The sequence below is a fragment of the Flavobacterium sp. HJSW_4 genome (assembly GCF_042436695.1).
In the GTDB taxonomy this organism is placed as follows: domain Bacteria; phylum Bacteroidota; class Bacteroidia; order Flavobacteriales; family Flavobacteriaceae; genus Flavobacterium.
Genome location: NZ_JBHNPP010000016.1, coordinates 53529 through 77027, shown reverse-complemented (window position 1 = coordinate 77027; position 23499 = coordinate 53529). Strand labels below are relative to the sequence as shown.

Annotated in this window: 24 protein-coding genes; 18 read left to right on the top strand and 6 right to left on the bottom strand. The window is 33.7% G+C overall.

Annotation, left to right across the window (positions count from 1 at the left end; genetic code table 11):
- Positions 1–120 precede the first annotated feature (120 nt).
- Positions 121–1041: a hypothetical protein gene (locus ACE01P_RS15690; protein WP_379699577.1), complete on the bottom strand. Its 921-nt coding sequence runs from the start codon at positions 1039–1041 to the stop codon at positions 121–123.
- Positions 1042–1121: 80 nt separating this feature from the next.
- Complete coding sequence (locus ACE01P_RS15685; RefSeq protein ID WP_379699575.1) at positions 1122–1661, bottom strand: hypothetical protein; 540 nt, start codon at positions 1659–1661, stop codon at positions 1122–1124.
- 159 nt (positions 1662–1820) lie between these two features.
- Between ACE01P_RS15685 and ACE01P_RS15680 the strand changes: the two genes are divergently transcribed.
- The 3 genes from ACE01P_RS15680 (at position 1821) to ACE01P_RS15670 (ending at position 3238) form a co-directional block, all read left to right on the top strand.
- Positions 1821–2291: a hypothetical protein gene (locus ACE01P_RS15680; protein ID WP_379699573.1), complete on the top strand. Its 471-nt coding sequence runs from the start codon at positions 1821–1823 to the stop codon at positions 2289–2291.
- A 201-nt stretch (positions 2292–2492) separates the two neighbouring features.
- Positions 2493–2942 (top strand): protease complex subunit PrcB family protein, encoded by a 450-nt coding sequence (locus tag ACE01P_RS15675; RefSeq protein ID WP_379699570.1) that lies wholly within the window; start codon positions 2493–2495, stop codon positions 2940–2942.
- 35 nt (positions 2943–2977) lie between these two features.
- Entirely contained in the window at positions 2978–3238 is a 261-nt protein-coding gene (locus ACE01P_RS15670; RefSeq protein WP_379699568.1) for a hypothetical protein, read from the top strand.
- A gap of 20 nt (positions 3239–3258) precedes the next feature.
- Here ACE01P_RS15670 and ACE01P_RS15665 read toward each other — a convergent pair whose 3' ends face one another.
- Positions 3259–4815 carry a patatin-like phospholipase family protein gene (locus ACE01P_RS15665; protein WP_379699565.1) on the bottom strand — a complete coding sequence of 519 codons (1557 nt, stop codon included), beginning with the start codon at positions 4813–4815 and terminating at the stop codon, positions 3259–3261.
- 229 nt (positions 4816–5044) lie between these two features.
- Here ACE01P_RS15665 and ACE01P_RS15660 point away from each other — a divergent pair, with 229 nt between their 5' ends.
- The gene (locus ACE01P_RS15660; RefSeq protein ID WP_379699562.1) at positions 5045–5947 is read left to right on the top strand and encodes a PhzF family phenazine biosynthesis protein; all 903 of its coding nucleotides are present in this window, start codon (positions 5045–5047) and stop codon (positions 5945–5947) included.
- Positions 5948–6002: 55 nt separating this feature from the next.
- Here ACE01P_RS15660 and ACE01P_RS15655 read toward each other — a convergent pair whose 3' ends face one another.
- Both ACE01P_RS15655 and ACE01P_RS15650 read right to left on the bottom strand, forming a co-directional pair.
- Positions 6003–6230, bottom strand: coding sequence for a CDGSH iron-sulfur domain-containing protein (locus ACE01P_RS15655; RefSeq protein WP_306153757.1), 228 nt, complete (start codon positions 6228–6230; stop codon positions 6003–6005).
- Between the two features lie 301 nt (positions 6231–6531).
- The gene (locus tag ACE01P_RS15650; protein ID WP_379699559.1) at positions 6532–8031 is read right to left on the bottom strand and encodes a family 43 glycosylhydrolase; all 1500 of its coding nucleotides are present in this window, start codon (positions 8029–8031) and stop codon (positions 6532–6534) included.
- 455 nt (positions 8032–8486) lie between these two features.
- Between ACE01P_RS15650 and metG the strand changes: the two genes are divergently transcribed.
- From metG to ACE01P_RS15590, 12 genes are all read left to right on the top strand, one after another.
- Positions 8487–10622, top strand: coding sequence for a methionine--tRNA ligase (gene metG / locus ACE01P_RS15645; RefSeq protein ID WP_379699557.1), 2136 nt, complete (start codon positions 8487–8489; stop codon positions 10620–10622).
- Between the two features lie 164 nt (positions 10623–10786).
- A complete protein-coding gene (locus tag ACE01P_RS15640) occupies positions 10787–11350 on the top strand; it encodes an NfeD family protein (protein ID WP_379699554.1) in 564 nt (187 codons plus the stop codon).
- An 11-nt stretch (positions 11351–11361) separates the two neighbouring features.
- Positions 11362–12885: a flotillin family protein gene (locus tag ACE01P_RS15635; RefSeq protein ID WP_379699551.1), complete on the top strand. Its 1524-nt coding sequence runs from the start codon at positions 11362–11364 to the stop codon at positions 12883–12885.
- 128 nt (positions 12886–13013) lie between these two features.
- Positions 13014–13910, top strand: a complete 897-nt coding sequence (locus tag ACE01P_RS15630) for a hypothetical protein (RefSeq protein WP_379699549.1) — start codon at positions 13014–13016, stop codon at positions 13908–13910.
- Between the two features lie 97 nt (positions 13911–14007).
- A complete protein-coding gene (locus tag ACE01P_RS15625) occupies positions 14008–14895 on the top strand; it encodes a DMT family transporter (RefSeq protein ID WP_379699547.1) in 888 nt (295 codons plus the stop codon).
- Positions 14896–15087: 192 nt separating this feature from the next.
- On the top strand, positions 15088–15795 hold the full coding sequence (locus ACE01P_RS15620; RefSeq protein WP_144216688.1) for an HAD family hydrolase: 708 nt from the start codon (positions 15088–15090) through the stop codon (positions 15793–15795).
- Positions 15795–16424 (top strand): CatA-like O-acetyltransferase, encoded by a 630-nt coding sequence (locus ACE01P_RS15615; RefSeq protein ID WP_379699543.1) that lies wholly within the window; start codon positions 15795–15797, stop codon positions 16422–16424. Before ACE01P_RS15620 ends, ACE01P_RS15615 begins: the two co-directional genes overlap by 1 nt.
- A 31-nt stretch (positions 16425–16455) precedes the next feature.
- Positions 16456–17850, top strand: a complete 1395-nt coding sequence (locus ACE01P_RS15610; RefSeq protein ID WP_379699541.1) for a hypothetical protein — start codon at positions 16456–16458, stop codon at positions 17848–17850.
- Between the two features lie 119 nt (positions 17851–17969).
- The gene (locus ACE01P_RS15605; RefSeq protein WP_379699538.1) at positions 17970–19415 is read left to right on the top strand and encodes a hypothetical protein; all 1446 of its coding nucleotides are present in this window, start codon (positions 17970–17972) and stop codon (positions 19413–19415) included.
- 73 nt (positions 19416–19488) lie between these two features.
- The gene (locus tag ACE01P_RS15600) at positions 19489–20007 is read left to right on the top strand and encodes a ferritin (RefSeq protein WP_111284914.1); all 519 of its coding nucleotides are present in this window, start codon (positions 19489–19491) and stop codon (positions 20005–20007) included.
- Between the two features lie 81 nt (positions 20008–20088).
- On the top strand, positions 20089–20274 hold the full coding sequence (locus ACE01P_RS15595) for a hypothetical protein (RefSeq protein ID WP_379699535.1): 186 nt from the start codon (positions 20089–20091) through the stop codon (positions 20272–20274).
- 83 nt (positions 20275–20357) lie between these two features.
- Entirely contained in the window at positions 20358–21050 is a 693-nt protein-coding gene (locus ACE01P_RS15590; RefSeq protein ID WP_379699532.1) for a DUF2461 domain-containing protein, read from the top strand.
- A gap of 65 nt (positions 21051–21115) precedes the next feature.
- Here ACE01P_RS15590 and ACE01P_RS15585 read toward each other — a convergent pair whose 3' ends face one another.
- Positions 21116–21439, bottom strand: coding sequence for a single-stranded DNA-binding protein (locus tag ACE01P_RS15585; RefSeq protein WP_379699530.1), 324 nt, complete (start codon positions 21437–21439; stop codon positions 21116–21118).
- A gap of 173 nt (positions 21440–21612) precedes the next feature.
- Between ACE01P_RS15585 and ACE01P_RS15580 the strand changes: the two genes are divergently transcribed.
- Both ACE01P_RS15580 and ACE01P_RS15575 read left to right on the top strand, forming a co-directional pair.
- The gene (locus tag ACE01P_RS15580; protein ID WP_379699527.1) at positions 21613–23142 is read left to right on the top strand and encodes a GNAT family N-acetyltransferase; all 1530 of its coding nucleotides are present in this window, start codon (positions 21613–21615) and stop codon (positions 23140–23142) included.
- Entirely contained in the window at positions 23139–23486 is a 348-nt protein-coding gene (locus ACE01P_RS15575) for a hypothetical protein (protein ID WP_379699525.1), read from the top strand. The genes ACE01P_RS15580 and ACE01P_RS15575 overlap by 4 nt, the downstream gene beginning before the upstream one ends.
- Positions 23487–23499: the final 13 nt, after the last annotated feature.

Here is a 23499-nt window from a genome sequence, read left to right as displayed (position 1 = left end):
GCAAATTTAAGGAAATGTTTGTTAACAATAGGTCAAAGTTTTGCAGTAAAACCGAAATCTCCTATAAACAGCAAAAGCACTCCTAAAGTGCCCTTGCTATTATTTGTGTTTTATAAAGTTTTATTCCAAAAAACGATGCCTGTCGTCTCTATGAAAAGCATAATCATTACCGTTATACTTCAGTTTTTCTACTTCTTTTTTAATTTTCAAGTCGCTTTTTTCTTCAATTCCGTTTTCTACATCATCTTCAAAAGCTTCTTCATAAGAAAAGTTTTTAGTGATTATCAAATCAAAATAGCCGTTTGTTTTCTGATCTGAAAAACTCATTCCGGTTTCTAAAGTTTCGATTTGAAAAGTTCCGCTGCCGTTAGAATCTCCATTAGTCAATCGAATTGGATATTCGTATAAAACCTTTCTAATTTCATTATCTACCAAAGTAACCAATGTAAACTTTTGCTCAGTATACAATACAATTCTACTTTTTGCGCTGGCTTCGGTATAAAAAGCAATCGCAGGAGTTTTTTCATCTAAAAAAACCAGATCTTTCAATATATGTGATTTCGAAAACTGAATGGCTTCATTATCATAATAACCTAGATTTTCATCAAATTCTTCGGCGATTATGCTTCCGTCTTCACGATTTACGAATAAGTATTTACGCTGAAAATAATTTCCCAATTCTTCGTCATCTTGAGATTTCAATACTTTTTTATCTCGTGAAACAGTCGTCAGAACAAAAAAAGCGGTTTGATCATCATAATTGATCGAACTTGACTCGGCGATTCTAATATCTGAATATTTGATTTTAAGACTTGAAGCTACTTTTGAAAGCAACTGCAAATTCATTTCTTTAGAATCTTCAATAGCATCGAGATTTTTAAAAATGAGTTTTCTTATGGGCTTTTTATTATGACTAAGATGTGCTTGCGTTTCTGAAAGCAATTCCTGATACTGAGCTTCAGCATCATTTTGAGGTTTTTCGTTTTTCCCGCAGGAATACAAAAACATCAAAACGGCACTTAAAAGAATCGTTTTTTTCATACGTGTAGATTTTTGTTAGATTTTTTTTGGGTGTTCCAAATATATAATTTTCTTACAAACCACAGCGAAAAAATAAAAACTTAATCTCTCTTAATTTCGTGTCCTACAAACTCTTCCAGTGTTTTAAACATTTCTTCAACTGAAAGCACTTCTGTATCGGGATGCGATTTTAAGAATGCGGCATTCAATTCAGCCAGATTTTCATCCAATTCAAAATAAGCATTGTTATTTAGCAAATCCTTGAAAGCGTTTGGAGCATCGAATCTATCTTTTAGAAATTTTCCCAATTTGATATTGCTCTGCAAACGCAATTTGCGGCATTGTTCTTTAAACAATTCCAAATGTTTTTCTGCACCAATTAAAGCTAAACCTTCTTCTATTAATTCGTTCAATTCTTTATTCCATCCTGAATCGTGAACAAACTTCGAAAAATTTCCTTCAGCATATTTTGAAGCATAAAAATCCAAATAGTAACTCATCAAAGCATCTTCGTGAATCAAATCGTCGTCTATTTTTTCTTCTCGCATTAAATTGATTACCGAAATATTCGAATTTACAACGTCTTGAGGGTTTTCGCTATTCGCCGCAGCTTCTGAAATGATGATTTTACCGAATTCCATTTGAATTTTATTTAAAGGATTGTTTTGCAAAGTTGAGAGAAATAATAATACAATCCACATTTTTCTGCACGTTTCCTTACTTAGCGGACTTTAATTTCATCATTACAAAATAGAAAAATCGTATTTTAGCACGATCTGAAACTCTTCCTCAAGCTAAAAATGGAAAACACGGAACAAGCTCATTTTGAAAAAACATTTTCTTATCTCAAAGAAGTTGGAAAAATATTGCCCAATTCCAAAAGTTGTTTTGATCTTTTAAAAAAACTGGATTTTCAAACAACAGATTTAGAATCAGATATTTTAATTGCTACGTTACACCAAATACAATTTGCTTCTAACACGAATACTTATTTTTACTTCTATTTTCCGCTAGTCAGTCATATTTTGCATTACAAACCTCATTACGAAAAAGAAATTTTAAAGTATTTAATAGGTCCGAACTTTGCAAACGGCACATCGGAAGTCGGAGAAATGATAGACGTGATTATTGGAGCAATGAAGTACAAACTAAACGAAAATCAAGATTACTTAAGCAAAGAAAGTCAAGATTGGATTACCAACGAATTACCTAAATTAGAAAAAGAAGTACAACGCGAAATAGATCTTTGCTGGAAAGAACTTGACGAATAAATTGTGGTCACAAACCGCACAAATCTTTTTTATCATATTTATCGTTACCAATCACAATCTTTAATCAAAATTAACGTTATCTTTATCTAATAAAAGATGCTGATAAAACTAAACACCTTTAACGCAACTATTTGGATAAAAATGCATCTGTTTATATAGAGAAAACTTTATGCAAAAGTTTTTGCAACCAAAACCAAAACAATGAAACAGATTATCCTAATATTTAGCATTCTGCTTGCTCTAACAAGTTGCGACAATGAAGATTTGCCAAACTCAGATGTGCAATATTCTTTAATTGCTAAAGGAGATTCTTTTTCAAATGAGGAAAGTCTTGCTGCAAGACATATCATTATCAAAGACCAAAAAGCTTGGGAAAAATTAATTGCAGAAATGAATGTTTCTACTAATTTATCTGATGATTTTAAAGAAATCAATATTGATTTTAGCAAATATCAAGTCATTGCGGTTATCGATAAAACTCAAAATACCGAAGGACATTCTATAGATATTGTTGAAATTACCGAAAATCGAAATACCATAATCGTAAAAGTCGAAAAACTTAAAAACGGAAATAGTACTTTAAAACTATCAAGACCTTACGATATTATCAAAACAGATAAAACAGACAAAAAAGTCATTTTTGAGCAATAATATTTGATTCCCACAAACTTTTAATTATTTCATTAATGGATAATCCAAAAATAAAGGAAAATCAATTTGCGGTTGGACAAGCAGAATACACAACTGGAATAATATTAAAGAAAAACAATCAATATTATAACTCAGGAGAAGACATTCAAGAAGTTTACTCAATATTTGAAAATTTAGATCTTGCAAAAGCATTTACAGAACAAGGCATTTCTAAAAATTCAAACATCGAATATTTTATACTCGATCATAAAGGCAAGTCAGTATATATTGTAGACCAAAAAGGTGAAAGAAAATAAACACTTTTTGGAGTTTCAAACTAAATCCCTTTATTCTCTACCAGCAAACCTTTCAATTCATTGGTTTTCAAATAAGCCGCAAAACGTCCAGAAAGCAATAACATTTCTTTTTCTTCGGGAGTTGTTTTTAGTTTGGTTTCAACATGCGAAGCATATTCGTAAAGCATTAAAAGTTCGCTTGCATCAAAATCTTTAAATTTTTCCCTATCTAAACTAGAAAGCAACGGCTCGCCAAATTTGTCTTTCTTAAAACTATCTGAACCAAACTTAGCAACCAATTCTGCTTTAAAATCATCATGAAGTTTCAGCCAGCTTGCAACTTCATCGTCGGTATCTTTCAACTGCGTTACCAAATCATCGTATTTCTGATCTTTTTTCAGGGTTAACAAATAATCGCGCAAAGTTGTAAAACCAATGATTTGATAGTTTGAGGTTGGAATTTTGTATCTGTCCAGCACATTTTCTACATCTTTTTCAAAAGTCATATATCGGGTTTGAACCGTGTACAAAGAAGCCGTTTCTAACAAAGAAAGCAATCCAATTTTCCCATCATTTATAAAAGGCGCTTTCTTCCCTTGCCCTAAACAATCAATAAAAAGCGCTTTTTTGTTTTTGTCTTTGACTTTAGAATCGTTATGAAGCAATTCAATCAAAGTTTCGTAACCCATATTATCCGAAGCGCCGCCATCAATCACACATAAAATTTTATCTTGATTTTTGATTCCGAATTTGGTTTTAGGAAGAACTCCAGGAAAAGCCGAACTTGCTGTAATCGCATAAGTCAACGGAAAATCATAACCGTTATTGATATGATTTTCGTCAAGCGAAAGTGAAGCTTTATTTGGAGCCAAAGACGAATTGATTTTTAAAGCCCGAATAATGTGCGGCATAAACGGAAAACGTTCTCCGTTGTTATAAGCCGTTCCGTTGGCCACCAAAATGGGCAATTGCGGATTGAGTTTGCTGTCTTTCGGAATAAAGAAATCAGACAAAAGCATTTGGGTTTTAAACTTATTCTGATTTTCCGGATTAGTGCTGTCGTATTGCAAAACTTCCAAATCAAGACGCTGCGCCATCGAGACTTTTTCTCCTTTTTCGTTTCTGCTATTATTTAAAAGAGAAAAAATAGTAGCCGATTTATTGACATCTGATTTGAAGGCATCGGCTTTAGAAAAATAAAATTCGTTGAAGGTGCAATTGTCAAATTGAAGTCTGTTTTTCAAAATCGTCAAATAATATCCTGCCGAATAACATCCGCCAGAAACGGTCGAGAAATAGTCGATTTCATTTAGAAAATTGCGATTCGTATCGTCTTCCTGAATTTCTTCTAAACCCAAAAGAACACCCATACTAAAAAACTGCGCTCTCGATCCGCCGCCAGAAATAGCAACTCCCAAAGCAATATTCGGATTTTGAAATCGGTTGTCGCGATCCTGAACCGATTTGTATTCGTTTAAATTGACTGCAGGAATGGAGTTGTAATTAATCTCAGAAAAAAGATTAATCTTATTTTGAGCCATTCCTTCATTCATTAAAACAAGAAAAAAAAATCCTATCGAAAGTCTTTTAAACATCATAAACGACAACATATTTTTGAATGTTTAAAATTAATTGAATTAATTCAAAATAAAATGTTTGCCCATTGATTTTTAACTTTTTCTGATTTCATTTTTGATTTCGAAAGCAAATTTTTAATCAAAAAGTAATATTAAAATAACCCTGAAAAACAAAACGTGTCTATGAAATACAAGAATAAAGCGTAATTTTATTCCATTCATAATCGATTTAGGGGCAAAATAGAAAAATATGAACGGAAGAAAAGCATTAGAATATTACGTTTTAGACGTATTCTCAAACGAAAGCTATAAAGGGAATCCGCTTTCTGTAGTTTTTACAGATGGAAATTTAAAATTAGAAACTTATCAGGATATTTCTAAAGAATTTGGCTATTCTGAAACGTCTTTTGTTTATTATTCTACGAGAGAAAAAGCACTTGTAGTTCGTTCGTTTACGCCAACCGGAATCGAAATTGATGGTGCGGGCCATAATTTATTAGGCGCAGTCTGCGGTGCTCTGCTAAAAGGGATGCCCATTTTTGATGAGCAGAACGAAAGTGAGCCTTTTGTAATTATGAACCATTCAGCAATTCCGGTAACAGTAAGTTTTGATTTGGATACTTTTTTTCCAGTTGTTCAAATGCATCAAAAATCGGCAGTTATAAAACAAGAAATCCCAACCTATAGAATTGCTGTGGCTCTCGGTTTAAAAATTGAAGATCTAGATGTCAATTCTTTTGTGCCAACAATAGTTAAGACGGAAGTTGCACATACAATGGTTCCTATAAAAAATAGCGAAATATTGAACAGCTTTGTTCCAGACAATCAACTTTTAATACAGATCTCAAAAGAATACAATTTTGAAGGTTTTTATTGTTTCGCTCCTGCGGATGAAGGTCAGGATCATATAGTTGAAACGAGATTCTTCAACCCTATCATCGGAATAAATGAAGATCCTGCAACAGGAACGGCTGCGGGTCCTTTAATTGGTTTTTTAACGGAGAAAAAATTCACTAAATCTGATAAAGAATATAAAATTCTTCAAGGCGTAAGGTTAAAACAGGCCTCAATAATTGAAGTAATGAATCGTGAAGAAGATATTTTGGTTGGAGGTTCTTCGATCATTACAATGAAAGGGGAACTTTATATATAAAAAAAACCGCATCTGGCAGAATGCGGTTTTAAAATATTTAAAACTAGATAACCTCTTAGTTCGTTTTCATTGGCGGTAAATCGAAAGCCTTTGAATCGTGTTCGAAGTTGTTTCTGTGTGCTCCATCGCAAAATGGTTTGTTTGCAGAATGTCCACAACGGCAAAGACCTAATGCAGATCTTCCTTGTAAACCGTAAAGTGCTCCTTCTGGATCCATAATTTCAAAATCTCCTTCGATTTTGATTGAACCATTTTTATTGATGATTAATTTAGTCTTGCTCATAAACTTGTTTTTTTCCGCTGCAAAGATTGCGAAATATATTCTCATTTATAAGCGCGAAACGTAGTTTAAACTGGTTCTATTTTATTTGTGATTTGCCACGAAGACGCAAAGGCACAAAGTTTAATTTTAAGTCAAGAATTGACCATACGGTTTGTCATTTCGACGAAGGAGAAATCTCCACGAGTAACTCCGTTTCTAAAAGCGCCAATCTTTGTCGAGCTTCTTGCGGAGATTTCTCCTTCGTCGAAATGACAAACTAGAATAAAAATCTTAGCGTCTTTTATCTTTACTGACAAAAAAACTATAGCGTCTTGTAAACGAAATTTTTAAACTTCACACTTCCTTTTCCGATAGAACAAAGTCCGATTCTTAATCCTAAGAAACCACTCAAAACGTTATGATTGTATCCTGAAACTTCTACAGAATTTTCAATTTTCTTCCAATCTTTTCCATCAAGACTATAAAACATATCAACTGTATTTTTGATGTTTTTTAGTTTCAAAAAGACTTTTCGTTTATGCGTATTTTTCTCCGTTGGAAATTGCCATCCTCTCAAATTTGCCAAAATGTTATTTTGATCAGCTAAAATTCCTGAGTAATATTTGTTGTCATAAAAAAGCACCAAACCTCCCGTTGCGTCGCCTTCAATTTCCATTTCAACTTCAGCAGAATACGAATGCCCGCCTGGAACCACTACCAACGGAGAACTGTTTCCTACTCCATCGCCTTTTCCTTCAATTGTTAAAGTATTATTAGCAACTTTAAATCTTGAAGCTTCTACTCCACTATAAAATTTCCATTGTGGTTTTAAAGCCGAACCTCCAAAATTATCGCTCAAAGAAAATTCAGGAAGTGTTTTCCCTTCTGGTTTTGCAATTGGCTTATCTGTTTGAATATTATCTGGAATTTTATACCAACCCTCTTTTGTCCATTCAACAGGTTGCAATAAAGTCTGACGTCCTAAATTGTAATAATCTTTTTCGTAGGCATGAAAAATCATCCACCATTTTCCGTTTGCATCTTCAAAAACGGTACTGTGACCTTTTGACCACCAAGTTTCAGAACTGCTATTTGTTCTCACAACTGGATTATGAGGCGAGTTTTCCCAAGGTCCAAAAGGCGATTTCGATCTTGCCGAAATTACCATATGACTTGTCGCTGGGCCTGCAGTTCCGCCTTCGGCAACGGTTAAATAATAATATTCCCCACGTTTGAACAATTTTGGTCCTTCCATACAAAAACACTCAATGCTCCATTCGCGCGGAATTTTCCAACCGTCATAAACATGTTTTAATTCACTTGTTACTGAAAGTCCGTCTTTGGATAAAGCAACATAACCTCCATTACTGAAATATAAAAATCGGTTTCCTTTATCGTCTGTAACATGTCCGGGATCAATATTTCCGATTTTCAAATCTACAGGTTCGCTCCACGGACCGTTTATAGAATCGGCTGTAACGACAAAATTGGTATTATTCGCAGGAAAATAGATGTAATATTTATTGTTGTATTTGATTAAATCTGGCGCCCAAACTGCTCCAACGTATTTATGAAGCGCATTGGTTACAGGTTCCCAATTCATTAAATCGGTCGAATGCCAAATTAAAAGTCCAGGATAATAATCGAATGAAGAATGCACGACATAATAATCTTTTCCGTCTCGCAGCAAACTAGGATCTGGATAATCGCCCGCAAAAATTGGATTAGAATATTGGTTTTGTTTTAGACTTTCTGCTGATTGCGATTGAGAATAACCACAAAGAGAAAACAGTACTAAAAAGGTTAGATATATTTTTTTCATGTTTTGATATTTTTTTCAAATATAGTCAAAAAGACTATAAGGTTTTAATTGAGGAGATTTTTTGTGATTGTTACGCAGAGATGAGCTGAAGATTTTCGCAGAGATTCGCAAAGTTTTTTTATAAAAGAAGTCAAAATTAATCTCGCGAAGTCGCAGAGACCCTAAGTTTTGCTCTAGTTTGTCATTTCGAGGAACGAGAAATCTTCAGAAGAAGCTCGACAAAGATTGGTTCTTTTTGGAGCGGAGTTACTCGCGGAGATTTCTCGTTCCTCGAAATGACAAACTCAATGGTTAATCCTTGGCTTAAAGCGAAAAAACTTTGCGCCTCTGCGACTTTGCGAGAACAAGAAATCAAAAAAATCTTAGCGAATCTCTGCGCTTTTTCTTTGTGAATCTCTGCGTAATAACGAAATCTCAATTCTATTGCTTATTTTTGCACTCTAAAATTCATATTAATGACACAGAATCCAAAGAGATATACGATCACGGCGGCATTGCCTTACACCAACGGACCTATTCATATTGGTCACTTGGCGGGAGTTTATGTGCCTGCAGATATATATTCGAGATATTTAAGATTGCAAGGAAAAGATGTAGCATTTATTTGCGGAAGCGATGAACACGGAGTTGCAATCTCTATGAAAGCCAAAAAAGAAGGAATTACACCACAGCAGGTTATTGATAAATATGATGGAATTATCCGTAAGTCGTTTGAAGATTTCGGAATTTCATTCAACAATTACTCAAGAACTTCGGCTAAGATTCATCATGATACGGCTTCGGAATTCTTTAGAACATTATATGATAAAGGAGATTTTATCGAAGAAGTAACTGAACAATTGTATGATGCAAAAGCAAATCAGTTTTTGGCAGACCGTTTTGTTGTGGGAACTTGTCCGAAATGTGGTAATGACGGAGCTTACGGAGATCAGTGCGAAAATTGCGGTTCTACGTTAAACGCGACCGATTTGATCAATCCAAAATCGACTATTACGGGAGAAACTCCAGTTCTTAAAGAAACAAAACACTGGTTTTTACCTTTAGATAGATATTCTGATTTCTTAACGGAATGGATTTTAGTCGGACATAAAAACGACTGGAAAACGAACGTTTACGGACAAGTAAAATCTTGGATTGACGCAGGATTAGAACCTCGCGCGGTAACACGTGACTTAGATTGGGGAATTGATGTTCCAGTTGAAGGTGCTGAAGGCAAAAAATTGTACGTTTGGTTTGATGCGCCAATTGGATACATTTCTTCTACAAAAGAATGGGCAGCGCGCGAAGGAAAAGATTGGGAACCGTATTGGAAAGATGAAGAAACAAAATTGGTTCACTTTATCGGAAAAGACAATATTGTGTTTCACTGCATCATTTTCCCAGCGATGTTAAAAGCAGAAGGAAGCTATATTTTACCAGACAACGTTCCAGCAAATGAGTTCTTGAATTTAGAAGGAAACAAACTTTCGACTTCTAAAAACTGGGCGGTTTGGTTGCACGAATATTTAGAAGAATTCCCAGATAAGCAAGATGTTTTGCGTTACGCTTTAACATCAAATGCGCCTGAAACAAAAGACAATGATTTTACTTGGAAAGATTTCCAAGCTAGAAATAACAACGAATTGGTTGCCGTATTCGGAAACTTCGTAAATCGTGTTGTGGTTTTAACTAACAAATATTACGAAGGTGTAATCCCGACTCCAAACGAATTTACAGAAATTGACGAAGCTACTTTAAACGAATTAAAAGCGTATCCAGCTGTAATTGCAAGTTCTGTTGAGCGTTATAGATTCCGTGAAGCTTTGGGCGAGTTGATGAATGTGGCTCGTTTAGGAAATAAATATTTAGCAGACGAAGAGCCTTGGAAAGTAATGAAAGACAATCCAGAGCGTGTAAAAACTCAAATGTATGTGGCGTTGCAAATTGCTGCTGCGTTAAGCGTTTTAGCTGAACCATTTTTACCTTTTACAGCTGCTAAATTGTCAAAAATCTTAAATTTAGGTGATTTGAAAGAATACTATAAAGGATTTAGCAAGTTCTTAAAAGAAAATCATCCTGGAGCTACAGATGTTGTTTTAGATAAAACATTAGGTTGGAATGATATTTCTGAGCATTCAGATTTAATTCCTGCTGGACATAAAATTGGTGAAGCAGAATTGCTTTTCGCTAAAATCGAAGACGAAGAAATACAAAAACAAATAGATAAATTGGAAGCAACAAAAACAGCTAATTTGGCTGAAAACAAACAAGCTGAACCACAAAAAGATTTAATTCAGTTTGAGGATTTTGCGAAAATGGATATTCGTATCGGAACTATTTTAGAAGCTGAAAAAATGCCAAAAGCAAACAAGCTTTTAGTTCTTAAAGTAGATACTGGAATCGATGTTCGTACGATTGTTTCAGGAATTGCTGAGAGTTTTTCTCCAGAAGAAATCATCGGGAAACGAGTTTCTGTATTAGCAAATTTAGCTCCAAGAGCTTTACGCGGTGTTGAAAGCCAAGGAATGATCTTGATGACAACTAATGCAGAAGGAAAATTAGTTTTCGTAAATCCAGATGCTGATGCACCAAACGGAGCGACTGTAAACTAAGGTTTTAGACTTTATATATAAAAGCGTGAATTGGTTAGAAATAACTGGTTCACGCTTTTTTCATTCCATAAATATCTGTGAGTACATTTTTCATCGAAATTAGTTTTCTTTCATAAAAAGTATGATATTAGTGCCGAAGTATTATTAGAAAAAAACCGACAATTATGGAAGTATTAGAAAGTTTGCCAACCTTATTGAAGTCTTTTTGGTATATCGCTATTCCGACAAGTTTAATTTTTCTTATTCAAACCGTTATTACCTTTTCAGGTCTTGACATTGCCGATGGTTTCGACACCGATTTTGACGCGCATTCGCATGATGGCGGAGATTTTCAATGGTTTTCGTTAAGAAACCTAATCAACTTTCTTTTAGGTTTTAGCTGGACAGGTATTTCATTTTATGCTACAATTGGCGAAAAGCCATGGTTTCTTATTACTTTATCTTTTGTTGTTGGAGTTTTGTTTGTGCTTTTGTTTTTTTTCGTAATCAAACAAGTGCAAAAACTAGCCGAAGACAATTCTTTTAAAATCACTAATACACTTGATAAAACTGCCGAAGTTTATTTGACAATTCCCGAAAACAAAAAAGGAAAAGGCAAAATCATGATCAGCGTTAACGGTGCTTTTCATGAACTGGAAGCCATGACAGAGAATGATAGAATTCCCTCTGGAAGCGCTGTAAAAGTGATCAAAATCGAAAACAACATTTTAATCGTAGAAACCATTTAACATAAATTATAATGATCAACCCAATTATTTTGATTGCAGTTGCGGCAATCGTTCTATTCGTAACCATTTCAGCATTAATCTCGAGGTACAAAAGATGTCCTTCAGATAAAATTTTAGTTATTTACGGTCGTACAGGCGGAACCTCAGCACGTTGTGTACATGGTGGTGGTGCTTTTATCTGGCCTGTTATTCAGGATTATTCATTTCTAGATTTAAAACCGCTTTCTATCGAAGCCAATTTAACTAATGCCTTAAGCCGTCAGAACATTAGAGTCGATGTTCCTTGTCGATTTACAATTGCTATTTCCACAGAATCTGACAGTATGAATACAGCTGCTGAAAGATTATTAGGTTTGTCATCAGAACAAGTTCAGGAATTGGCAAAAGATATTTTATTTGGTCAGTTGCGTTTGGTTATCGCTACAATGACTATCGAAGAAATCAACTCAGATCGTGATAAATTCTTGGATAATATTTCTAAAAACGTTGATAGTGAATTGAAAAAAATTGGTTTGAAATTAATCAACGTAAACGTTACCGATATTAGAGACGAGTCTGGTTATATCGAAGCTTTAGGAAAAGAAGCGGCTGCAAAAGCAATTAACGAAGCAAAAATTAGTGTTGCTGAGCAGGAAAAAATCGGTGAAATCGGTAAAGCACTTGCAGATAGAGAAAAAGACACTCAAATTGCAGAAACACATAGAGATCGTGACGTAAAAATTGCGATTACTCAAAAAGATAAAGAAATTAGTATTGCAACTGCTTCTAAAGACGAAACCATTGGTAAAGCTGAAGCCGCAAGAGATACCAGAGTAAAAACTTCTGAAGCTAACGCGATTGCAATTCAAGGTGAAAACGAGGCGAAAATTGCCATTGCAAATTCGGAAGCTATTCGTAGAGAAAAAGAAGCAGAATCTTTGCGTATTGCAATAGCAGCAGAAAAAGTACAACAAGCAAAAGCATTAGAAGAATCTTATCTTGCAGAACAAAAAGCCGAGTTGGCGCGTTCTGAAAGAGAGCGTTCTACACAAATTGCCAACATTGTAGTTCCTGCCGAAATTGCAAAACAAAGAGCAATTATCGAAGCACAAGCTGCAGCAGAAACCATCAGAGAAAATGCAAAAGGAGAAGCCGATGCTATTTTCGCTAAAATGGAAGCCGAAGCAAAAGGTTTATTCGAAATCTTAACCAAACAAGCAGAAGGTTACAAAGATGTTGTAGCTGCAGCGGGCGGAGATCCAAGCAAAGCATTCCAACTTTTATTATTGGAGAAACTTCCTGAATTGGTTAAAACTCAAGTTGAAGCCGTTAAAAACATCAAAATTGACAAAATCACCGTTTGGGATTCTGGAAACGGTCAGGGAGAAAACGGAAATTCTTCTACAGCCAACTTTGTTTCTGGAATGATGAAAACAGTTCCGCCATTAAATGATTTATTCAATATGGCAGGATTAAATCTGCCAACTTATTTAAAAGGCGAAGATGCTGCTCCTGAAGTTCCTCCAACTATTCAAGTAGAAGAAACAAAAGAGTAAAAAACTCCTTTTTAAAATAAAAAGCGCGAACCAATTAAGATTTTCAATTGATTCGCGCTTTTTGCTTTAATCTATTTGAGACTTTTAGTATTGATAAAAAAGTAAGATATTCGCTAAAAATATAAAAAATGATTAAATTATATAAATTACTCTTAGTCGCTTCAATTTTTCAATCCTGTAATTCAAACCAACAAACCCCAGAAATAGTTATTAAAAAACAAGCAACTGTTCTTTCAAAAAATTCCGAATTTGATTTAGCAAAAATTACTTTTAAAGAGAACCCATTTAAACTTTATTCTCAAAACATGTTAAACCCAAACAATGTTTCTTATGATGCTAAACGAGATGGGAAATTGACAGATGAAATGCTTCAATATAAAATTAGTACTACAATTACTGATTTTATGGATATTGACATTCCTAAAAATTTTGGATATCTTTATAGAAGCCCAGAATTAGACAGTATTGCAAGATTTGAAAACATTTATTTCAATTCACTTTCTTTGCTAACTAATAGTAATAAGAAACCAATAGCATTATACGCTGAAACCACTTTTACAACAGAAAAAGAAAGCAAGAAAAAGCTGGATGAAATAACAAAAAAACTTGGTAATCCCAAACATTCTTATTCTATTGGCAATGATTTCGATCAACGTTCCTACGAATGGGTTTTATCTGATAGAACTATTCAAATTCAAACATCATTTGGTTTTAGCATGTCTGTAAGCTCGGACGGTAATAATAGCAATGGAAAATATTACATATTAGATATATTAATTGTGGAAAATAAAAACAAAGAAGAACTCTATAACGCACACAAATATGAATTCCCAGATAAGATATTATTTGAAGGGAAATATCATAGTTATAAAGAATTTCAATTTGAAAAAAACACTGTTTTCGAGGATAATTTTCTTTTAAACTCAGCTAATGAAGCCAACTTAAAAGTAAAATATGGAATACAAGATATCTCATTAGAAAATGTCGATCAAACAACTACAAAACCAACTGCTGAATTTGACTAATAAAAAACCTTAATAAATTAAAATAAGTAAAGACCATCTGTTTATTTTTGAATATTAAAGATAAACAGATCAGTTTTTAGAATTTAAAATACATCAAATGAAAATTACCAAACCAAGATTAGCCTTAATTGCTGGAATACTTTGTATTTCAATTTTTCCAATCTTGGTAAAATTACGTTTAACTCCAGGACTAATTTCGGCATTTTACCGAATGGCTTTTGCAGTTACTTTACTTTTACCTTATGTCATTATTACAGGGAACTTTAAACTTCCAAAACCAAAATTTTTAATTTTAGCAGCACTTTGTGGCGTTATATTCTCGTCGGATGTTGCCGTTTGGAATATCGCCATTCAGGAATCAAGCGCGACACAAGCTTCGCTTTTAACGAATTTATCTCCAGTTTGGGTCGGAATTGGCTCATTTTTCTTTTTGAAAGTTCGTCCCGCTACTAATTTTTGGATCGGAACTGTAGTTTCTCTTTTCGGAATGATCACTTTGGTTGGTTTTGAGTTTTTTGTGGATCTGAACTTTGACAAAGCGTTTCTTTTTGCGGTTTTATCCGGAATCTTATATTCGATTTATCTTTTAATCAGCAAAAATGTTTTATCTCAAGTTGATGTTCTTTCGTTTATGACAATCAGTTTAACGTCTTCCAGTATTTATTTGGGAATTTTATGCTATTCGCAAAACGAACCTTTTACTGGTTTTTCAGATGCTGGCTGGTTTGTCTTGGTTTTGCAAGCTGTAATTTGTCAATTGTGCGCTTGGCTTTCGATCAGTTATGCCACACAACACATGCGCGCGACTAGAGTTTCGTTAAGTTTATTAAGTCAAGCTGTAATTACCTCTATTTTAGCTTGGTTGTTTTTGGAAGAAAAAATAACTTTACAAATGGTTTTCGGCGGAATCGTTCTCCTTTTCGGAATCCGAATTACTTTTTACGATAAAACTATTTCTTTGAAACGATTATTTTCTAAAAGCTAAAAGAAAGTTTCTCACAGATTACGCAGATTGAGCAGATTTAATTTTTTATCTTAACAGAAATTAATCAGGAAAAAATTAGTGTAATTACTTCGCCTGCTTTCAAAATCATTTATCTCAATAACTATTGGGAAAAAATTCGTGAATTCGTGGCTAAAAAACCTGAAACAAGTAAAAATTTGACACAAAAAAACTATGTTACATAAAACTAAAATACCAAACTTAAAAGTAATCGCATTTGATGCCGATGATACTTTGTTTGTAAACGAACCATACTTCCAAGAAACCGAACATAAATTTTGCGCTTTGATGGAAGATTACCTTTCGCATCAAGGCATTTCGCAGGAATTATTCAAAATTGAAATTGCCAATTTACCTTTGTACGGTTACGGAATTAAAGGTTATATTCTTTCAATGATTGAAGCCGCGATGAACATTTCAAACAATACAATTCCAGTTGAAGTGATTGAGAAAATCATTCAATACGGAAAAGAATTATTGGAGAAACCAATCGAACTTCTGGACGGAATCGAAGAAACGCTCGAAGCCTTAAAAGGAAAATACAAATTGGTTGTTGCTACAAAAGGCGATTTAAAAGACCAGCATAGCAAGTTGCATCGTTCTGGTTTAGGGCATTATTTTCACCATATCGAAGTAATGTCAGACAAACAAGAAATTGATTATCAGAAATTGCTTGGCCGTTTAGACATTCAAGCGCATGAATTTTTGATGATCGGAAATTCATTAAAATCAGATGTTTTGCCAGTTTTAGGAATTGGCGGTTATGCCGTTCATATTCCGTTTCACACGACTTGGGAACACGAAAAAATTAATCATACCATAGAACACGAGCATTTTAGTTCATTTGAAACTATTGCAGAAGTCGTTCCGAATTTATTATAATGAAAACACTTTTAGACTTAGAAAATTGGAATAGAAAAGAGCATTTTGCGCATTTCAAACAAATGGAAGAACCTTTTTTTGGTGCTACTGTAGAAATTGATTGCACCAAAGCATATCAAACGGCAAAAAGCTTGAACGCTTCTTTCTTCATTTTCTATTTGCATAAAACATTGGCAGCAGTAAATGCCATTGAGAATTTTAGATATCGCATTTCAGAAAACCAAATTTACATCAACGATCGTGTCGATGCGTCGGCAACAATTGGTCGTGAAGATGGCACTTTTGGGTTTTCTTTAATTGAATATAATCCCGATTTTAAAACATTTGAGCAAATTGCATTAACTGAAATTGAACGCATTCAAAACACAACCGGACTTTTCACGAGATCTTTTGATGATGATAATCTGATTCATTTCTCGGCAATTCCGTGGTTGAATTTTAGCTCCATCACCCATGCGCGCAGTTTCACGTATCCAGACAGCTGTCCGAAAATTTCTTTTGGAAAAATGATGGTTTCTGAAACTGGAAAAAGAACGATGTCAATGGCTGTTTATGTGCATCACGGTTTAATGGACGGAATGCATGTTGGTCAATTTGTAGATCTTTTTCAAGAGCTTATGAATCAATAAAAGAAGCGGAATAATTTACGCCTAAAAATACATGAAACGAATTTTTCTTTTTTTGTTTTTAATCTCCAATACTGTTTTGTTAAGTCAGACAGTATTGACTTCTTATGCAATCGATTTTAAAAACAAAATAGATCAATCGGAAATCATGACTGGCGAAAATACGGTTACTCATGATGTATTTGTCTTTGCCGCCAGCGCAGACAGCCTTTCGATATTAAAATACAATAGCGCTTTATTCTTAAGAGATAAATTTGTTACAAACCGTCAATTTGTTGAGAACAAATCTTTGATGGGTTATAGTTTTAGCGAAGACGGAAATCCTACTTTATATTGGTTTTCGAGGGAAGAAAAATCAATCATTTTAATTAAATATTATCTGGAAGACAAAACTAGCAGAGCGCTAAAATTTGCCATTCCGCTTGACGATAAATTTATATTAACGCATTACCAGAAAGACAACAATTTCTATTTGTTGATGAAAGAAAAAACAAAAGAAGCATTGACGGCTTTTATCTTTAAAAATGGAATCGCTCAAGAGAAGTTTCTAGATTTTAGTTCTTTCAAATTTATAGACCGTAAAACCCAGCCTAAAACATTCAGTCAAATTTTGAATGAAAATCCGATAGAGAAAATGGATTCTGGCGAGTACAATCTATTGTATAAAGTAAGTGCAAAAAGTAAACTTTACACCCTTCCTAACCGTTTGATCCTAACATTGGACCAAAGTTTTAGAAAAACCCAATTGTTTGATATTGATTTAGATAGTTTAAAAATAAAAGAAAAGACTTTTATGAAACCCGTTGGGGAGAAAAATCCAAAAACGTCTAACTCTTTTTACCACGAAAATAAATTATATCAAATCAATGTTAACGCCGACGAACTATTGTTTGATATAAAAGATTATGAATCTGGCGAATCCGTAAAAACATTTGCGGTTTCAAAAAACGATACGATCCGTTTTAGTAATTCGCCTTTACTGATGCAGATTGAAGATCGCGAACCTCGAAAATTAAAGAACACAGCAAAATTTTTAAAGGCATTATCTTCTCTTGATGCAGGGCTTTCGGTTTATAAAAACCAAAACAATCTCTTTATCACTTTAGGAGGAACGGGCAGCGATTTGAAAACGATATCCATGAATGGTTTTAATTTTAATGATCCTTTTGGCGATTTCCCTTCGAACAGTTATTACAATATTGAAAGTAATTATTCTGTGTTTTTTGAAAGTGTTTGGACCAAAAAATTAGAGTTAACCCACGAAACTCATGAACCTTTTGCGACTGATAAAATCTTTTATTTTTTAGATTCTCATAAAGAAGCCATTCTTCCAAATACGCTTAAACTGAGTAATTACAGCATTTTAAGTTATTACGACATTGTTGCAAAACAACTTGTTCTTCGCAAGTTTACTGACGGATTTAATTAAACCAATTTCTTTTAAGACAATTGATTCACAGTTCCTTAAGTTTTTATTTCTTAAAGACTTTTTTTATGCTTGAAGAAAATATCTTAAAAATTTGGAATAAATTTTGATGAAATTCATTTATGAAAAAACTGCTACTATTTTCCGTTTTGTTTTCGAATATGGTTTTGTTTGGCCAAACAGTCTTGAACTCTTTGCCATTGAATCTGAATAATTTGGCAAAAACTCAAATTCTAAATGTTGAAGATGAGAAAACCAATGACATTTATGCCATTGCTTGGGACAATACAGCCATAAACATTTTAAAATACAATAAATCGGTATTCTTAACAAGCAAGTTTACAGATTCGATAGGAAAGGAAGCAAATCGAAGTCTGATGGGATGTACTATTAGCGCAGAAAAACAACCAACATTGTATTGGATTTCACCAAACAACAAAAACATTCTAATTAGCACGTACGATCTGGATAATAAAACATCAAAGTTCTTAAATTTTGATTTTCCTAAAAACCACGAGTACATTATAAATTATTTCCAACAGAATAATGCTTTTTATATTCTTGGCAAAGAAAAAGACTTTGAACATCTTCTTCTTTACAAATTTGAAGATCAGAAATGTGAAATTAGAATGCTTGATTTTTCTTCCTTCACTTTCACTTACAAAGGCAATATAAAGACTTCTTTTAATGCGCTTATTAAATATTATCCAATCCAAAAAATGGAATCAGGCACTCTTAATCCTCTTGATCTTGCTTCAAAAACAAGTAAATTCTATGTCGTTGATGACCGTCTTATTTTGACATTTGATAATGGCGTAGCTAAAACTCAAGCTTTCGAAATTAACCTCAATACTGGCTCTTTAAACGAAAAAACATTTAGCAAGCCCGACTCCGAAAACTCTTTTGAGACTTCAAATTCATTTTATAATGATAAAAAGCTGTTTCAAATGCTGGCAAACGAAGATGAACTTGTCTTAGAAATAAAAGATTTTGATTCTGGAAATACCATTAAAAATTACTCCTTTTCAAAGAATGATACTATTCCGTTTAAAAACTCCCCTTTCTTTGTTCAAATTAATGATAGAAAACCTCAGCAGTTAAAAAACACTGCCAAGTTTCTTAAAAATTTAAACGGGCTTACCGCTGGGATTTCAATTGTCAAAAACAAAAAAAACAGTTTCATTACTTTCACTGGTTTTGGAGAAGCTAGAGCGTACTATTATTACTCTGAAAACCCTAACGATTTTGGAATGCGCGATTATTATACATTGAGTAAAATGGTCTATTTTGATGCTATGCTAAATCAAAATTTAGATTTTATAAGCGACAAACAATCAGAACCATTGGCAATGGATAATTTATTTTACTTTTTAAATACCCATAAAAACATCAAATTATATGATGCTTTGGATTTAAAAACTTATCGCATTTTGAGCTATTATGATGAGATTTCCAAACAGTTTATCATGCGAAAATTTACAGATGGTTTTATGATGGGAGATAGCGGAAACCCAATCATAGATAAATCTACGTTTTCAAACCCTGCTTCGTTTAAGACAATTAATTAAATGTCTAATGTTTCGGGGTTTCGAAAAAATCAAATGAATAATTTTTCTTAATTTTACAAAAAAGACACATATTATGCTATCAAAAAATATTGAATCGGCTTTAAACAAGCAAATCCGCATAGAAGCAGAATCTTCGCAAACTTATCTTTCTATGGCTTGTTGGGCTGAAGTACAAGGATTAGAGGGAATCGCTCAATTTATGTACACACAGTCAGATGAAGAGCGTGCACATATGCTTAAATTGGTTAAGTATGTAAACGAACGCGGAGGACATGCTCAGGTAACAGATTTGAAAGCTCCAAAAACAACTTATTCTACATTTAAAGAAATGTTTGAGGAACTTTATAATCATGAACTTTTTGTTTCGAAATCTATCAATGAGTTGGTACACATTACTTTTGAAGAAAGAGATTATGCAACACATAATTTCTTACAATGGTATGTTTCTGAACAAATCGAAGAAGAAGCTACGGCTAAGTCAATTTTAGATAAAATCAACTTAATTGGTGATGATAAAGGCGGACTTTACTTGTTTGACCGTGATATTCAGCAATTAACAGTTACTAGCTCAATCGCTATCAACCCTAAATAAAAAAGTTAAAGTTTATTTAGAATATTTAAAAATAACTTTTTTAGTTTATATTTGTCTCTGTTTTTATAATACAGAGGAAAATTGAGCAAGAAAGAAAAAGACAAGGACAAGAAAAAGGATAAAAAAGACAAAAAAAATAAAGTTATCCTTGAGAAAATTAAGAAGATCGAAAATTGTAAATCTTCTTGCTGTGAGAAATATAAAAAAAGTGAAAAGAAACGCTGCTCACGCTGTCCTATGTTTGATTTATTCAAAAAAACTGCTTAACGCGATATAGAAAAACCCATCAGATTTCTCTGGTGGGTTTTTTAGTTTTAAATTGCAGTCCACTTTCGATTCTAATTTTATTTATGAAAAACGATATTACAATTCCTAAATCTAGTCTTGACTTTTTGGTTGAGTTAAAAGAAAACAATAATAAACCGTGGTTTGAAGCCAATAAACCACAATATTTAATCGAATTAAATCATATTGAAAACTTTGCAGGCGCTTTATTGAAAGAACTTTCCAAAACAGATGTTTTAGAAAATGCTTCGGGTAAAAAAAGCGTTTACAGAATCTATCGCGATATTCGTTTTTCTAAAGACAAAACTCCTTTTAAACATTATTGGGGCGGAAGTTACACTCGCGCAACCGCAGCAAGACGCGGTGGTTATTATTTTCATTTAGAAAAAGGAAATACCTTTTTCGCGGGCGGTTTTTGGGGACCAAATGCTGTAGATTTGAAAAGAATAAGAACTGAATTTGCGCATGATCCTGAAACCTTTCAGAAAATACTAAATTCAGAATCTTTCAAAAGCAATTTTGGAACATTACAGGGCGAACAGCTTAAAACCAAACCAAAAGGTTTTGATGTCGATCATCCCGCAATCGATTTGCTTCGTTACAAACAGTTTTTAGTAATAAAGCGTTTTACAGACAAAGAAGTATTGAGTCCGCAATTTTTAGAATTGGCGTTGGATGCTTTCAAAAACATGAGACCATTTTTTGATTATATGAGCGAAGTGCTTACGACTGATGCTAATGGTGTTTCAATTATATAAAAAATAAAACCCGACAGATTCATCCCGAGGCTTCGGGATGAATCTGTCGGGTTTCTGCTTCTAAATTACTTACTCAACAGTAAAATTTCATTTACGACGACTTCGGTTATATAACGCTTTTCACCGTTTTTATCATCATAACTTCTGTGTGTCAGTTTACCTTCAACGGCAATTTCTTTTCCTTTCACGACAAACTTTTCGATAATTTCTGCCGTTTTCCCCCAGGCAGTTATTCGGTGCCATTCGGTTTGTTCAACTCTTTCGCCTTTGTCGTTTTTGTAATAATCCTTCGTGGCAATTGAAACGTGCGCTAGCTTTTTGCCGTTTTCTAATGTTTTGATTTCTGGATCGTTTCCTACATTCCCAATTAACTGTACTCTGTTTTTCATGGCGTATATTATTTAAGTATTATGAGTTGAACTGTTCTTCAAATTCAACGTTGCAAAGATGCGAATGACCAACACTGACAGTCGGTTGTTAACTATTTACTATCGACTATAACTATTTGTAAGCGTTTGTAATTGGAAATTGTTTTTTGTATATTTGAGATAAATCTTACGATATGCAGACAAAAATTAAAAAAGTTGAGTTAAGAAACCTTGAAATTGAAGACTATAAACAATTAAAAAAATCAATGATAGAATCGTATCCAGAAATGGCCGATTCGTATTGGGGTTCTGACGACATAGAAAGATTGCTTTCTATTTTTCCGGAAGGACAGTTAGTCATTTTAGCTGACGGAAAAGTTGTTGGTTCTGCCCTATCTCTTATTGTTGACGAAAAATTAGTAGAAAAAAGACATAATTACCAACAGATTAGCGGTGACTACACCTTTTCTACCCATAATCCAAACGCCGAAATTTTATATGGAATAGATGTTTTTATTCATCCAAATTATAGAGGTTTACGTTTAGGGCGCCGATTATATGATGCGAGAAAAGAACTTTGCGAACAATTGAACTTAAAAGCGATTGTTTTTGCAGGAAGAATTCCGAATTATAGAGAACATGCTAAAAAAATGTCTCCCAAAACTTATATCGAGAAAGTACGTGCCAAAGAATTATACGATCCAGTTCTTTCTTTTCAATTAAGCAATGATTTTCATGTTTTAAAAATCCTTAAAAATTACTTGGAAGGCGATGAAGAATCGAAAGAATTTGCCGTTTTAATGGAATGGAACAACATTTATTACGATGATAGTCCGAAATTGATTAATCTTAAGAAAAATATCATTCGTTTAGGATTAATTCAGTGGCAGATGCGTCCTTTGAATAATGTTGAAGCACTTTTTGAGCAAGCCGAGTTTTTTATCGATGCCGTTTCGGGTTACGGATCCGATTTTGCTCTGTTTCCAGAATTGTTTACTGCGCCTTTAATGGCCGATTATAACCATTTATCTGAAGCAGAAGCAATCCGTGAATTGGCAAGGCATACCGACCCAATTCAAAAACGCTTTCAGGAATTTGCTATTTCATACAACATCAATATCATTACGGGAAGTATGCCTTATATGGATGGCGGAAATCTGTACAATGTTGGTTTCTTATGCAAAAGAGACGGAACTTCAGAAATGTATACCAAAATTCATATCACGCCAAACGAAGTTATTCATTGGGGAATGAAAGGCGGATCTCAATTTAAAACCTTTGATACCGATTGCGGTAAAATCGGAATTTTAATCTGTTATGATGTTGAGTTTCCTGAACTTTCTAGACTTTTGGCCGATGAAGGAATGGATATTTTATTTGTACCGTTTTTAACCGATACACAAAACGGTTATACTCGCGTAAAACATTGTTCGCAGGCGCGCGCTATAGAAAATGAGTGTTATGTAGCCATAGCAGGTTGCGTTGGAAATCTTCCGAAAGTGAACAACATGGATATTCAATATGCGCAGTCTTCTGTATTTACGCCTTCTGATTTTGCTTTTCCGAGTAACGGAATCAAAGCAGAAGCCACTCCAAACACAGAAATGACTTTAATTGTTGATGTTGATCTGAATTTATTGAAAGAACTTCACGAACACGGAAGTGTAAAAACATTAAAAGACAGAAGAACTGACCTTTATGAAATAAAAAAATTGGAGAAATGAAAACATGCCTCGAATGCTCAGCCAAAATTTTCGGTCGCGAAGACAAGAAATTCTGTTCGGACAATTGTCGAAATGCGTACAATAACAAAATAAATAAAGATAGTACGAATTTCATGCGAAATATAAACAACAAGTTACGCAAAAATTACCGTATTTTGGCAGAGTTAAATGTAGACGGAAAATCGAAGGCTTCTCGAGACAAATTATTGACAAAAGGTTTTGATTTTGAGTTCTTTACAAACATTTTACAGACCAAGACAGGAAATACATATTATTTCTTGTACGATCAAGGCTATCGATCCTTGGACAATGATTATTTTATGCTTGTTAAAAAAGAAATATAGTTAGTATTTATTC